Source organism: Bradyrhizobium sp. SZCCHNRI3043 (genome assembly GCF_032377735.1).
Lineage (GTDB): Bacteria > Pseudomonadota > Alphaproteobacteria > Rhizobiales > Xanthobacteraceae > Bradyrhizobium.
In genome coordinates this window covers 73,809-87,208 of record NZ_JAUHID010000013.1, presented here as the reverse complement: position 1 = coordinate 87,208, position 13,400 = coordinate 73,809, and the positions used below count along the sequence as shown (strand labels likewise).

Here is a 13,400-nt window from a genome sequence, read left to right as displayed (position 1 = left end):
AGTGATACGCATCATAGGCAGCTCCTATGGATATCCGCGAGCTCCGTTATTTCTCCGCCGTGTTCGAGGAACGCAGCCTGACCAGAGCCGCGGCGCGCTGCTTCGTCTCGCAGCCATCGATTTCGCTGGCGATCGCCAATCTCGAGGCCGAGCTCGGCACCGAGCTGTTCCTCCGCCACCGCAAGGGTGTCGTGCCGCTGGAGGCGGCCGAACGCCTGCAGCCGATCGCCCGCCGGATCGTCGGCGAGGCCGATGCCGCCCGCAACCTGTTCCGGCACGGCGCGCCGAAGCAGGCGCTCAAGCTCGGGCTCATGCGCACCCTTGACGGACGCCGCGTGACCGCGCTGCTCAAGCCGCTCACGGCGCGCGAGGATCTCAGGCTTCACATCGTCGGTCCGACCGAGCGGGCCGACGGACGCATCGTCTCAAAAAGCCTGGTCGGCGACGGCGAGCATTTCCTGCCGCTGTGGAGCGAGCGCTATGTCGCGGCGCTCCCGCTCGCGCATCCGCTCACGCTGAAGCCGCGCTTGCGCGCGGCCGACCTCGCCGACGTGGCGATGATCGACCGCTGCCATTGCGAGCACAGCGCGCTGGCGCGACGCAGCGGCGGACCGCGCGAGATCGCCGCCATTGCTGAAACCGAGGATTGGGCCCTGGCGCTGGTCGCCGCCGGCGTCGGCGTCGCGATCGTTCCCGAAGGCGTCGTGCACGGCCGAAGCGACGTTGCGGTCCGCGAGATCGAGATGACGTTGAAGCGCCAGGTCGGCCTCGCCTACTCCGCCGCGCGCGCCCCATCCGAGGCGCTGAAGATCCTGATCGCAACGCTGCGCGCGGCAGCGCCGCAGAAGCTCCGTGCGACAGCAGGGCGGCAAAAGGGAGCACCGGCCAAGCGAGGCCGGCGCCGGAGCAAGGTCGCGCCGGGCTAGCCCCGCGTCGTCAGCGGCCGTTCGATCAGGGGCCGCGCCGCGACCGGCGGATTGGCGGTCTGAGCCGCCAGTTCATGGATCAGGCGATCGGCGTCGGCGGCCAATCCGTCGGGAGCCTGGAGCACCAGGCGCTCCAAGGCCCAGCGGTAGGACGAGACGCGCTGCTCCAGGCTGATCTGCACCCATTGCACGATCAGCGAGTTCTCCTGCATGCGCGCGACCGCATCGGCCTTCTCGCGCGGCGAGAGCTCGGTCATGTATCTCATGCTGGCATCGCGCTTGCGGTCGAGATCGATGACGCGGATGGCCGATGCGAAGAACGGCTCGAAGCGGGTGATGTCGTCGCGCACGTCGTCGATCAACTGGGCGTAGCGCGAGGCGTGCGAGCGGTGCGGCTCGTCGATCAGGGCGCGGCCATAGGCGGTGCGGTCGAACACGACCTTCTGGCGCCAGGGCGAGGCCGACGGCTGATAGTCGCCGAACACGCTCTTCCAGGCAGGGCGCGAATGCGGCGGCTCGATCAGCGGATAAGCGAGATCGCGCAGCTGGCGCTCGTTGTCGGTCAGTTGGAATTGCGATGGGTTGACGCCGACGCTGGCGGTGGCTTCCGCCCCGATCCATTTGTGCATGTCGTCATTGCGCATGTCGGCGCGGGTGCGGCCGAAATCGCCGCCGCTGCAGGCGCCGAGCAGTCCGCCGACGAGAACGAGTGCGAGGACCGGCACCGCGCGCCGGGCCGGATTCACGATGGCCGGCATTCCCGTTTCCCCCGACCTTGTCAGCGGCGACGGCGGCGGCGGCTTGGCGCTGTGCCCTCGCGGGGCCCGCGGTCGTCGGTCGGGGTCTCGCGCTCGATCCGAACGACGGGAAGAATCAGGATCGTTCCCATGCCCTCCTGCGGCGCGCCGGTCACGGCAGGCCGCGCGCGACGCGCAACGCCCGCCGGGAATTCAATGATGGTCGCCATGTTGACTCTCTTTCGTGCCCGAAGTTCTGACCCCCTGAAAACTCCCCGTCGCCCGAACTTCGCAGGCAAGAGGGCACGCAGAACTGACGATCACGAATGCCGGCGCATGAAGCTGCACGTTGGCATTCGGCGCGGCGAAGATCAGGCTGGCCGCGTGACGCGGCCAAGGCGAGATCATCGAACGGATCGATTAAGATCAGGACGTGGTTAAGAGGATATTAATGCGCGGGCCGCCCGACACGGATCGCGTGCACCGGCGGGAGAGAAGGCAAGCCAGCGTTGCGCCTTTGTCTCACCGGGTCATTTCGGCCCATCTTCACCGATTGTTTTCCTTAACGCCGCATTAAAACAACTCCGCTCTAATCGGCGCAACGATTGCCGAAGTTGCGTACCCCGACATGACAAGATCATCGCTGTTCCCCGGCTTCGACGGGTTGCTCACGCTCTCGCGCCGCGAGGGCGTGGACATCAAGCCCACTCTGCTGCGCGTCCTGACCGACCTCTATGTCCAGGCGAGCGCGCATTCCGCCGACGAGGAGCGGCAGTTCGTCGAATTGGCCTCCCGTCTGGTCGACGACGTCGATGATGCGACCCGTGCGGCGGTGCGAGCGCGGCTGGCGATCTATCCGGCGACGCCGATCGAGATTTTGAACAAGCTGGGCTTGCGCCCGGCGCAGAGCGAGCCGACGCCGCCGCTCGCCGGCCCCATTCCCGCATCGCTTCGCTCGTCGTCTCCGATCCCGCCGCGCGACGACGCGGCGTCCGGACTGTCGATGCAGCCGAAGGATGCCGCCGAGCTCAGCGAGATGTTCATGCGCGCCGCCTCGCACGAACGCATCGCCATCCTGCAGAACCTCGCCACCACGCCGCTGAGACCTGCCGCGCCGACGCCGTTGCACCGCGCGGTGCATGCGATCGAGGCGCTGGAGATGGCCGCCTTCAACGCCGACGTCGAGACGTTCACGATCGAGCTCGGCGAGAGCCTGATCCTGCCCTCACGCATGACCCACGAGGTCGTCAACGACCCGAACGGCGAGCCGCTGGCCTGCGCCGCAAAGGCGCTCGGCATGCCGGCGCCGGTGTTCGAGCGCGTGCTGCTGTTCCTCAAGCCGGAGATGGGCCAGTCCGTCCAGACCGTGTTTCGGCTGTCACGTTTCTACGAGCGCCTCAGCGAGCGCGCGGCGCTGATCATGCTGGCGGCCTGGCGCGGCTCCGGGATGGCCGCGATCAGGGCCAAGCATCGCACGGCGCTCTATGACGACGAACGTCAGCACGTCCGTGGCAGCACGGCGCGGGCCGGTACGGCGACGCGGCCGATCGTGCGCACGGGGACCGACGGCTTCAAGCGATGACGCGCGATCGCTGTCCCGAATCTTGGCGATGATCAGGGACGCTCGCGCACGAGATCGAGAAAATGACGGCCCTGCCTGTCCTCGGTCTCGATGATCCAGGCGTCGGGATCGAAGCGCAGCTCCTTGACCAGGCGTTCCTCGATCTGCGCTTCCTCGATCGGCTGCGGCGATATCGGTACGAAGAAGCGGTCGATCGGCCGGCTGTCGTCATAGACGGTCTGCGGCGCGGGAACATAGAGCTGGGCCGTGCCGTCCATCAGCGCGACCTTGACGAACACCGCGCCGGCTTCCTCGGCGCCACGGTGGCGGATCGCGCTGAACGCGCCGGCCGACTGGCAACGCCGCAGATAGGCGCTCACCCAGATGCTGCTCTTCAATCGCATGATGGTTCGATGCAGGTGCAAGCGCGCTGCAAGTCGCAGCCGCCCCTGCTCTATTCGATCGGGTGACCTATGACAATCGCAAGCTCGCGCACCAGGCGGTCCGACACCTGGCCCGTCACCGGCAGCTTGCGCTCGCGCTCGAACTTCTGGATCGCGGCCTGGGTGTCGGAGCCGACCATCCCCGTCGGCTTCAACTGGCCATAGCCGTATTCGGTCAGCGCACGCTGGACCGCGGCGACACGGCGGACATTGCCGCCCTGCTGCGTCGGCTGCGGACGCGGCACGTTACCCTGACCGCCGCTGACCGAGCGGACGAGATCCGCCAGAGGATCGGCATATTTCTGATCCGGACGCGCCTCGGTGGCGCGCTGCTCAACCGCCCTCTGCTCTGCAGCCCTGGTTTCAGCGGGCCGCGTCTCGATCACCTTCGGATCCAAGGGCGAGATGTCCATCGGCCGGGGCCGCGGCAGCGGATTGGAGCTCGTCAGATTGGGCGGAATGGTCACGATGGACCCGAACATCGGCGCTGGATGCGGTCCGGATTGCAGGAACACGGCATTGACGATGATGGCGCTGCCGGCCGCGCAGGCCAGCAGGCCCGCAAACAGATCCTTGGGGCTGTAGAGCATGGCCCGCAGCAGCCAGCCGCGCTCGTCCGCGACGACGGCCGCAGCCGCGGCAGCGCGCTTGCGACGGCGCGGCGGCGCCGGATCATCCTCTGCAGCTCGTCTAGGCACTCTTCTTCACCTGCATGACCTGCCCTGGCAGGGCGGAGCGCGAGGGCGACAGCGGCGTGATGGTGGCGCCCGCGGTCGCCTCGGCCACGAAGTTGATCGGCAGCGCGATCGTGACCGTGGTCCCCTCGTCGATCTTGCTTTCTATCGACATTTCGCCGCTGTGCAAGTTCACGAGGCTCTTGACGATCGACAGACCGAGGCCGGTTCCCTCGTGACGGCGCTGGTAGGTCTTGCCGGCCTGGAAGAACGGATCGCCGATGCGCTTGAGATCATCGGCGGCGATGCCGACGCCGGTGTCGGTGATTCGCAGCAGCAGGCGCGCGCCGTCGACGCCGGCAGAGACCGTGACACGGCCGCCGCGCTCGGTGAACTTGATGGCATTGGAGACGAGGTTGAGCACGATCTGCTTGAAGGCGCGCGGATCACCGGTGACCATCGGCAGATCCTGCGGCACGTCGGCCGACAGATCGACACCGTTCTCGCGCGCCCGCAGCGCCAGCAGGTTGCAGCAATTGATCAGCGCCGCGCGCGGCGCGAACGGCTCCGGCGTCAGCTCGAAATTGCCGGACTCCATCTTCGACATGTCGAGAATGCCGTTCACGACCGACAGCAGATGCTGGCCGGAATCGTTGATGAGCTGCGCATATTCGCGACGCCGCGCGGCGTTCAGCACCAGCATTTGCTCCTGCATCAGCATCTCCGAGAAGCCGATGATGGCGTTCAAGGGCGTGCGCAGCTCGTGGCTCATGGTGGCGAGGAATCGCGTCTTCGCGGCGTCGGCGCGCTCGGCGGCGCTGCGCGCCAATTCGAGCGCCTGCTCCTGCAGCTTGCGGTCGGTGACGTCGCGCATGACCGCGACCACCTCCTGCTCCGATCCGCCCGGCGCCACGCCGATGCGGTCGAGCGGGCGGCAACGCATTTCGACCCAGATAAAATCGACCGGATGCTGAAAGCCGCGCCCCTCGCCCGGCGCATCGCGGCGCAGGCGGAACTCGACGCTCGAGGCTTCGCTGCCGCCTGCCGCCTCCGACAGCGCCGTGAGATAGGCCGGCCGGTCGACAACATGGACGCGTTCGAACAGGCCATGGCCGTGCAACTGCGCGACCGGCGCGCCGAGCAGCGTCTCGACCGCGGGCGAGATGAACATGACAGCGCCGTTGCGGCGATGACGGGAGATCACGTCGCTCATGTTGCGCGCGAGCAGGCGATAGCGCTCCTCCTCCATCGACAGCAGCGTCACGCTGGTGCGCGCGAGCGTGTCGGCGGCAAAGGCGAGCACGGCCGCATAGAGCGTCGCGGAGGCGACGCCGAAGGCGAGCAGCACGGTGCGCAAGGCGGGGGTGGTCTCGGGCTTCGGCAGCCAGCCGAAATGACCGATGAGGATGAGCAGCAGCGCGCAGCACAGCGCGAGCCCCGCGGAGAACACGACGACGCGGCGCGAGGCCGAGAACGAGGCTTCCAGGGGAACGACGATCAGCCACACCGCAGCAAAGGATTCGATGCCGCCGGTCTCGATCGAGACCGCCATGATCAACGCCGACAACGCCAGCGACGACAGCGCGCAGGCGCTCTCGTAGCGGCCGGTGCGCGACAGATACCAGGACAGCAGGATGGGCGCGATCAGCCACGACAGCGCGCCGACCTCGAGCGCGCTCGGCGCACCGCGCATCGCGAGATAGGCAGGAAACACGGCGAAGACGGCGAGGCTGCCGAGCAGGCGCGGCGCGATGAAGGCGCGGTGACGCGCGCGCGTCATCGCATCAGTTCGAGCCGATGGATGCAATAACGCATCGAGACAATCGCGGATGATACTCAACACACTCACGGCTCTCGCGCCTCGGCCTGTCGGTCGTTCTCACAAAGAGAACGCGCCGGGACGCCCCCTGTCGTCGGAAGTCACCGTGTCAGACTCGCATTAAGCGAACGCTAAGGGCCAGACTGCGGTGAGCCCGCCATTCGGCCGGGATGGTGAATGCATCGTTTCCGGCCGGGCCTGCGGTTGCGAAAGCTGTGCGATCTACAGCCGGTTGCGCGGCGCATGCGGCCCGCGCCAATGAAAAATTTACTCCGAAGAAAATCCGGCCTCCGGCTTCGCGAAATCTCAACCAATTAAGCCCAATGCAAGCAGTCGCGACATAGAATAATCAGCTGCGATCCCGGTTGCGCGATTTGAGCACGCGAGATCAGCAGCACGGTCGGGGTTGCGTGATGTTCTTTCTGCTTCGGATGGCATTCTGGCTCGGGCTCGTGCTGGTGCTGCTGCCGCGCGAGAAGAGCCAAGACGCCGACAAGCTGCCGCAGATCAATGCGCACGAAGCCGTGCAGGCTGCGACCGCCGCCGTCTCCGACATGAGCCAGTTCTGCAAGCGGCAGCCGCAGGCCTGCGAGGTCGGCGGCCAGGCTGCGACCGTCATCGGCCACCGCGCCCAGGAAGGCGCGCGCAAGATCTACCAGATCATCACCGACAAGGCCGATGCCGCGGAGAAGCCGGCCGGCGCCGACAAGTTCATCGGCCCGGTGAAACCAGCCAGTCTCGACAAGCGCGGCAACGATCACACCGGCTCGATCGACGCCCCCATGGCCGAGGAGGTTCCCCCGGGCGACGCGCCGGCCGACACGCTCTCGGCCGACGATCTCGCCGCCGAATGGCAACTGCCGCCGACGCCCTGAACCGGCGGAACCGACTGTCGCTTTCGCCGTCCCGAACGCCTATATGAAGGCCGATATCGGGACCGAAGAGCATCATGACGATCGACGACATCCGCGACAATTTCGCCCTGCTCGACGACTGGGGCGACCGCTACCGCTACGTGATCGAGCTCGGCCGCACCTTGGCGCCGATGCCGGAGGACGAGCACTCCGCCGCGAACAAGGTGCAGGGCTGCGCCAGCCAGGTCTGGTTGTCGAAGCACGTCGATCGCAGCAGCGCCGTGCCGGTGCTGAACTATCTCGGCGACAGCGACGCCCATATCGTTCGCGGTCTGATCGCAATTCTGCTCACGCTGTATTCTGGGCGGACGCCGCAGGAGATCATGACCATCGATGCGCCCGCCGTGTTCGACGAGCTCGGGTTCCGCGAGCACCTGACGCCACAGCGCTCCAACGGCCTGCGCTCGATGGTCGAGCGCATCCGTGCCGACGCCCGCGAAGCGCTCGCCACGGCGTCCTGATCGGTTCGGCTACTTCTCCCGCTCGGGCCGCTGCTGGCCCAGGCCCATCTTCTTGGCGAGCTGCGACCGGGTGACCGCATAGTTCGGCGCCACCATCGGGTAGTCCGGCGGCAGGTTCCATTTGTCGCGGTATTGTTCCGGCGTCATGTTGTACTGCGTGCGCAGATGCCGCCGCAGGGACTTGAAGCGCTTGCCGTCCTCGAGACAGACCAGATAGTCCGGGTGGATCGATTTCTTGACGGGCACCGCCGGCCGCGCCGGCTCCGGCGCAGCCTCGCTTCGTCCCGCCGCGACCCGGGTCAACGCGGCATGCACCTGGCTGATCAGCGAGGGAATCTCCGCCGCCGGGGTCGGGTTGTTGCTGAGATAGGCCGACACGATGTCGGCCGTCAGATCGATAAAGCTCTTGCCGGCCGCTTCGGTCATCGAACCCTCATCCCGCTCCGCCCTGTGACCGTCGATCGCAAAGTATTCCTCGATCGCAAGTATCACTCACGCCGAGTGACAGCGTTGTCTCGCGATTCTACAAGCAATATGGGCAATTGACTGGCAAAATGACAAGATAGTGAGGACTTCTTCTTGAGAAGTCTGTCACCTGCCAAGTACTGTGTACCACATTCCAGACGCGCTCAACCTGACCGTGTGGTCTGGCCCGTCAGGAGCGGCCTTCGAGATGGGTGCGCAGCTCGTCGATCGACGCGAAGCGCATCATCCCTTCGGGCATCTGCGCCTCGATCGACCCGTCGGAATAGAGCGAATAGGCCATCCCATCCACCACGCCCGACTTGACGATGCTGACGGCCGGCGCGTCCAGGTCCTTCGGCTCGGGCGGCGGCGGGGTTGGCTCGGGCTCGACGAAGGCCGGTGCGGCCCGCGCCAAGCGTCGCGGGAAGGGCGGGCGCAGAGGCTCCGGCGTCCGCGTCCGCTCCGGTCGCGACCAGCTATTGTCGAGCGACGAATCCGATTCGGTTGCGGCGGGCTCGTCCAGCGGCACGGGCGGCGGGTCGCTGAGGGGCGGAGACCGGAAATCCGTCGGCAGCGGCTCGGCGCCGCGCTTCTCGGCGCGCTCCCGCTCGCGGCGCGACGAAGACGCAAACAGCAGGTTGCGCTTGGGCCGCTCGGCGGGTTCGGCCGGCGGCTCATCCGAGGCCGGCTTCGACTCGCGCAGCGAGGCCGACAAGGGAGACGAGGACAGTGGCGACGACGACACCCCCGAGGACAAGGGAGACGACAGGTCCGGCATGCGGGGACGCGGACGTGGCGAGCCGCCCTCGCGCCAGACGTCCTCCGTCGGCGGCACCGGGGCGGTCTCGAAGTCGGTCTTGCCGGCGGCGAGCGGGAGCTGAAGAGGCCTGGGTTCGGACTCAGCCTCAGCGCCCGGACGCGACCGCAGCCGACTCGAGATCATCTTCAGCTCGCTCAGGACGGCCGACAGTCCGAACAGGATCAGCCCACTGCAGACGCCAAGGGTCCCCGACAGGATCAGCGTGTTACCGACGCTGAACTCCTTGACTGGAATTCCCCAGGCGATCGCCCCGAGCCCGGCCAATACGGCGAGGGCCCCGGCGGCCAACATTGCACTCATCATCGAACTCATCCCCTAATGCGCCGGTTCCGGACGGTGTCCCGACCGAAATCACATTAGATAGTTGCGGTTGCCCGCGTCCTTGAATCCGGTTTCTAGTCCAAATCCGCGACAATTTGCAGCGGAAGTTCGGCCAATCCTGCTGAAGTTCTCGTCCGCCGTGCAGCCATCGTCATGATGCCGCCACAATATACATCGGCCAACCCTCGGCATTCATTGAGGTTCCTCCCGGGTTCTTCCGGCCCCTGTGGTTCAGCGGGCGTTCATTTGACTGTGCCAATATGGCGCTCAGCAGCCGAAATTCGGGTCCCCGCTGCGCTGCGAGAAGCATGCCTTCCCATAATTCCGACACCTCGGAAGCCGGGACGCGCTATACGGAGGCGGGGAACACAGGCCTGAAACGCGGAAGCGGGGTCGCCAGGGGACGCCGGGTTACACTCAGCCATGACAACGATAACCACTTCGGTCCTCGAGACGCCGACGCGGCGGTCCCTTGAGCGGACGTATGACGATCTTGCCATGTTCGCGCTTGCCGCGGTCGCGGTGGTGGCCGGGCTCACATTCCGGGATTACGGCCTCGGCTGGGATGATTACACCCATGCCGAATATGCCGATCTGTTGCTGCGCATGTACGGTTCCGGTTTCAGGGATCAGGCGGCGCTGTCGTTCGCCAACCTTTATATGTACGGCGGCGGCTTCGACATGGTTGCAGCCCTGCTGCACAAGATCCTGCCGCTGGAGCTGTTCGAGACCCGCCGGCTGGTCGGCGCCATCGTCGGGCTGATCGGCCTTGCCGTGACCTGGCGCCTGGCGCGCCGCATCGGCGGCCCGGTGGCCGGCCTTGCCGCCCTGCTGCTGCTGGCGCTCTGCCCGATCTTCTACGGCCACATGTTCATGAACCCGAAGGATGCGCCCTTCGCGGTGGCGATGGTGGTGCTGCTGATGGGCCTGGTCCGCCTCGCCGATGAGTATCCCTACCCCTCGCCGCGCACCATCCTGATCCTGGGCCTGGGGGCCGGCTTTGCGATCGGCTCGCGCATCCTGGGCGGCATGGCTGTCGTCTATGCGATGGTCGGCTTCATGCCGCTGTTCATGGAGGAATACCGCACGCAAGGGCCGCGCGAGGCGATCCGCCGCTTCGCCCACGTGCTCTATGTGCTGATCCCCGGCCTGATCCTGGGCTACCTGATCATGGGGCTGATCTGGCCCTGGTCGATCATCGAGCCGGCCAACCCGTTCCGGGCCCTGACCTACTTCTCGCACTTCTTCGAGAAGCCGTGGAAGGAGATGTTCGACGGTGCGCTGGTCTCGGTGCCGGACATGCCTTGGTCGTACCTGCCGACGCTGTTCGCGCTGCAGCTGCCTGAATTGATGATTGCGCTGTTCGTCGCCGGCGTCGTGGTCTCCATCATGTCGCTGTCGCGGCCCGACGTGCCGGCACGCCAGAAGAGCATCCTGTTGATGCTGACGCTGGCGGCGACGCTGCCGATCCTGATCGCGATCGTCAAACGCCCGGCGCTCTACAACGGCATACGCCACTTCGTGTTCGTGATCCCGCCGATGGCGCTGCTCGGCGGCATCGCGTTCTCGTGGCTGCTGTCGTGGCTCAACGCCGACGAGCGCCGCAGCTGGCAGCCGGTGGCGATCGCCGCCTTCTGCTTCGGCCTGCTGCTGCCGCTGGCCGAGATGATCCGGCTGCATCCCTATCAGTACACCCACTTCAACTTCATCGCCGGCACCGTGCGCGAGGCCGACACCCGCTTCATGCTCGACTATTGGGGGCTGGCGTTGAAGCAGGCCTCCGACGGGCTGAAGGAGCAGCTCGACGAGCGCCAGGAGGTGCCGCCGATCGGGCACAAATGGAAGGTCGCGGTGTGCGGCCCGCAGCGTCCCGCCCAGGTCGCGCTCGGCCCCGATTTCACCATCGGCTGGGACAGCCATGCGGCCGACTTCGCCATGACGCTCGGCGAGTTCTACTGCAAGGGACTGACTGCCCCCGTCATGGTCGAGATCAAGCGCGACGACGTCGTGTTCGCCCGGGTCTACGACATCCGCGGCCGCAGCATTTCCAGCCTGCTGTCGATCCCGGCGCCCTGAGCGGCCTGCTCAGCCAAACGACATGACTGCTGCCCTGCCCTGCGCCTTGCCGCACGGCGGCGTGCCGCCTAGGCTCCGGTCAACCCTGGAAATCGGAGAATGCCATGTCGCCAGCCGAAGCGCGCCTCAAGGAAGTGCCGTCGAACATGACCGAGGCCGAATGGTCGCAGCGGGTCAATCTCGCCGCCGCCTACCGCCTAGTGGCGCTGTTCGGCTGGGACGACCTGGTGGACACTCACATCTCGGCCCGCGTGCCCGGCCCCGAGCATCACTTCCTGATCAACCCCTACGGCCTGCTGTTCGAGGAGATCACCGCCTCCAGCCTGATCAAGGTCGACCTCTACGGCAACCAGCTGTCCGAGAGCGAGTACAGCATCAATCCCGCCGGCTTCACCATCCATTCCGCGATCCACGAGGTGCGCGAGGATGCCGGCTGCGTCATCCATCTGCACACGCTGGACGGCGTCGCGGTGTCGAGCTGCGCCGACGGCCTGCTGCCGCTGAACCAGATCGCGCAATACGTCACCCACGACCTCGCCTACCACGACTACGAGGGCGTGGCGCTGGACCATGACGAGCGGCCGCGGCTGCAGCGCGACCTCGGCACCAGGAACCACATGCTGCTGCGCAATCACGGCACGCTGACGGTCGGCCGCTCGGTGGCCTCCGCCTTCGAGCGGATGTATCACCTGGAGCGCGCCTGCTCGATCCAGGTGCGCACGCGCACGCTGGGACCCTCGGCCTATCCGGTGCGCGACGAGGTCATCGACAAGAACGCGAAGCTGTTCGACAATGAGGATCGCGTCGAGCTGCGCTCCACTCAGCTGGTCTGGCCGCCACTGCTGCGCCGGCTCGATCGCCTCAATCCAGGCTACCGGAATTGATTGTCGCCCGCTGATCGGCTAGTCTGAGTCCATCACCCTCTACGCTTTTCGGAATGAAACGCCGCCCAATTCCGGGCGGCGTTTTTATTTGTCCGATGATGCGTCCGTCAGCAGCACACCGCCCGAGACAGGCTCTGCCGCTCAGGCAGACCGTCGAGTTGCTGCAGTTCCTCGGCCAGCCGGCGCTCGACGAAGCGCCGCTCGTGCTCGGCAAGGCGGGTGGCGAGCAGCTTGCTATAGCGCCGCACATTGGCCTCGCGCGAGAAGCGCAGGCGAGCGGCGGGCCGCATCCGGCCGCCGGGGAGATTGTCGGCCGCGGCGCCATCGGCATCGACATCGACAGGCGGAACGATGCGCATGGCGGCCCCGCCGCGCGGGCGCGGTGGCTGATCCTCGCGGTCGAGCTGACGCAGCGCACCGAGCACGTCGGCCAGATGCAGCGGCCTGGAGATGCCGGGAATCTTGCGCAGGCCAGGCTGCGACTCGACGGCATACATGTCCGACGCCCAGGACGACAGGATCAGCCGCTTCTCGGCCAGTGACAGCTTGCGGTCATTCAACAGGTCTGCCGGCGACTCGTAGTGTGAGACCGGATGGAATCCGGCACTGCCGGCGGTGATCGAAAAACGGTGCTCGCTCATGGCGTCTCTCCTCTTCCACTCCTTTCACAAGAGACAGTTGATGCAAGGGCGCGGGCGACATTCCGCCCGCGCCGCAGCTCGAACAAGGCGTCAAGCCGCCTTCTGCTGCGCGATCTGCTCGACCGGTGCCGTGCCGATGGCAATGCGGCGGGGCTTCATCGCCTCGGGGATCTCGCGTACCAGCTCGATCCGCAGCAGGCCGTTGTCGAACGCCGCGTTCGTCACCTGCACGTAGTCGGCGAGATTGAACTGCCGCTTGAACGGCCGCGACGAGATGCCCTGATAGAGATATTCGCGGGTCTCCTTGTCGGCCTTGCGCCCTTCCACCGTGAGCACGTTGTGCTCGGCGGTGATGGACAGCTCGTCCGGGGCGAAGCCTGCCAGCGCCAGCGAAATCTGGTAGCGGTCGTCGCCGAGCCGCTCGATGTTGTACGGGGGATAGTTGTCCTCGACCGCGCGCTGGGTCTCGTCGAGCAGGTCGAACAGACGGTCGAAGCCGATGGTCGAACGCCACAGCGGAGAGAAGTCGTAGGTCCTCATAGCCAAGTCCTCCTAAGAGCAAGATGGATACGAAGGAGCGCCGAGCCGATGCAAACTTCAAAGTCCCAGAAACTTCTGAGTATCAGACGACCGGTCAGCGCCCAGATATCGACCGGGC

15 protein-coding genes are annotated in these 13,400 nt (G+C 66.4%); 6 read left to right on the top strand and 9 right to left on the bottom strand.

What is annotated here, in order from left to right; genetic code table 11:
* The first annotated feature begins 26 nt into the window (after positions 1 to 26).
* Positions 27 to 926: a LysR family transcriptional regulator gene (locus tag QX124_RS23035; protein WP_315716123.1), complete on the top strand. Its 900-nt coding sequence runs from the start codon at positions 27 to 29 to the stop codon at positions 924 to 926.
* Here the strand turns inward: QX124_RS23035 and QX124_RS23030 are convergent.
* Both QX124_RS23030 and QX124_RS23025 read right to left on the bottom strand, forming a co-directional pair.
* The gene (locus QX124_RS23030; RefSeq protein ID WP_315785140.1) at positions 923 to 1,684 is read right to left on the bottom strand and encodes a hypothetical protein; all 762 of its coding nucleotides are present in this window, start codon (positions 1,682 to 1,684) and stop codon (positions 923 to 925) included. The genes QX124_RS23035 and QX124_RS23030 overlap by 4 nt on opposite strands.
* 20 nt (positions 1,685 to 1,704) lie before the next feature.
* A complete protein-coding gene (locus tag QX124_RS23025) occupies positions 1,705 to 1,893 on the bottom strand; it encodes a hypothetical protein (RefSeq protein ID WP_315777554.1) in 189 nt (62 codons plus the stop codon).
* Positions 1,894 to 2,291: 398 nt separating this feature from the next.
* Here QX124_RS23025 and QX124_RS23020 point away from each other — a divergent pair, with 398 nt between their 5' ends.
* Complete coding sequence (locus QX124_RS23020; protein ID WP_315739859.1) at positions 2,292 to 3,245, top strand: DUF2336 domain-containing protein; 954 nt, start codon at positions 2,292 to 2,294, stop codon at positions 3,243 to 3,245.
* Between the two features lie 32 nt (positions 3,246 to 3,277).
* Here the strand turns inward: QX124_RS23020 and QX124_RS23015 are convergent, their stop codons facing one another.
* The 3 genes from QX124_RS23015 to QX124_RS23005 are packed head-to-tail and all read right to left on the bottom strand — an operon-like array spanning position 3,278 to position 6,121.
* On the bottom strand, positions 3,278 to 3,628 hold the full coding sequence (locus QX124_RS23015; protein WP_315739860.1) for a DUF1491 family protein: 351 nt from the start codon (positions 3,626 to 3,628) through the stop codon (positions 3,278 to 3,280).
* Between the two features lie 50 nt (positions 3,629 to 3,678).
* The gene (locus QX124_RS23010; RefSeq protein WP_315739861.1) at positions 3,679 to 4,365 is read right to left on the bottom strand and encodes a peptidoglycan-binding domain-containing protein; all 687 of its coding nucleotides are present in this window, start codon (positions 4,363 to 4,365) and stop codon (positions 3,679 to 3,681) included.
* Positions 4,358 to 6,121 (bottom strand): PAS domain-containing sensor histidine kinase, encoded by a 1,764-nt coding sequence (locus QX124_RS23005; protein WP_315798366.1) that lies wholly within the window; start codon positions 6,119 to 6,121, stop codon positions 4,358 to 4,360. Before QX124_RS23005 ends, QX124_RS23010 begins: the two co-directional genes overlap by 8 nt.
* Positions 6,122 to 6,573: 452 nt before the next feature.
* Here QX124_RS23005 and QX124_RS23000 point away from each other — a divergent pair, with 452 nt between their 5' ends.
* Together QX124_RS23000 and QX124_RS22995 are read left to right on the top strand one after the other, a co-directional pair.
* On the top strand, positions 6,574 to 7,035 hold the full coding sequence (locus tag QX124_RS23000) for a DUF5330 domain-containing protein (protein ID WP_315798365.1): 462 nt from the start codon (positions 6,574 to 6,576) through the stop codon (positions 7,033 to 7,035).
* Between the two features lie 74 nt (positions 7,036 to 7,109).
* Entirely contained in the window at positions 7,110 to 7,535 is a 426-nt protein-coding gene (locus QX124_RS22995; RefSeq protein WP_315798364.1) for a SufE family protein, read from the top strand.
* Between the two features lie 9 nt (positions 7,536 to 7,544).
* On the opposite strand, the gene QX124_RS22990 is transcribed toward QX124_RS22995, so the two are convergent.
* Both QX124_RS22990 and QX124_RS22985 read right to left on the bottom strand, forming a co-directional pair.
* A complete protein-coding gene (locus tag QX124_RS22990; RefSeq protein ID WP_315785129.1) occupies positions 7,545 to 7,961 on the bottom strand; it encodes a MucR family transcriptional regulator in 417 nt (138 codons plus the stop codon).
* A 229-nt stretch (positions 7,962 to 8,190) separates the two neighbouring features.
* Entirely contained in the window at positions 8,191 to 9,123 is a 933-nt protein-coding gene (locus tag QX124_RS22985; RefSeq protein ID WP_315785126.1) for a hypothetical protein, read from the bottom strand.
* A gap of 441 nt (positions 9,124 to 9,564) precedes the next feature.
* Between QX124_RS22985 and QX124_RS22980 the strand changes: the two genes are divergently transcribed.
* Positions 9,565 to 11,217: a glycosyltransferase family 39 protein gene (locus QX124_RS22980; protein ID WP_315798363.1), complete on the top strand. Its 1,653-nt coding sequence runs from the start codon at positions 9,565 to 9,567 to the stop codon at positions 11,215 to 11,217.
* 104 nt (positions 11,218 to 11,321) lie between these two features.
* Positions 11,322 to 12,101, top strand: coding sequence for a class II aldolase/adducin family protein (locus tag QX124_RS22975; RefSeq protein ID WP_315785119.1), 780 nt, complete (start codon positions 11,322 to 11,324; stop codon positions 12,099 to 12,101).
* Positions 12,102 to 12,208: 107 nt separating this feature from the next.
* On the opposite strand, the gene QX124_RS22970 is transcribed toward QX124_RS22975, so the two are convergent.
* Together QX124_RS22970 and QX124_RS22965 are read right to left on the bottom strand one after the other, a co-directional pair.
* On the bottom strand, positions 12,209 to 12,742 hold the full coding sequence (locus QX124_RS22970; protein ID WP_315777549.1) for a hypothetical protein: 534 nt from the start codon (positions 12,740 to 12,742) through the stop codon (positions 12,209 to 12,211).
* A gap of 90 nt (positions 12,743 to 12,832) precedes the next feature.
* The gene (locus QX124_RS22965; RefSeq protein WP_315739871.1) at positions 12,833 to 13,282 is read right to left on the bottom strand and encodes an Hsp20 family protein; all 450 of its coding nucleotides are present in this window, start codon (positions 13,280 to 13,282) and stop codon (positions 12,833 to 12,835) included.
* Positions 13,283 to 13,400 lie beyond the last annotated feature (118 nt).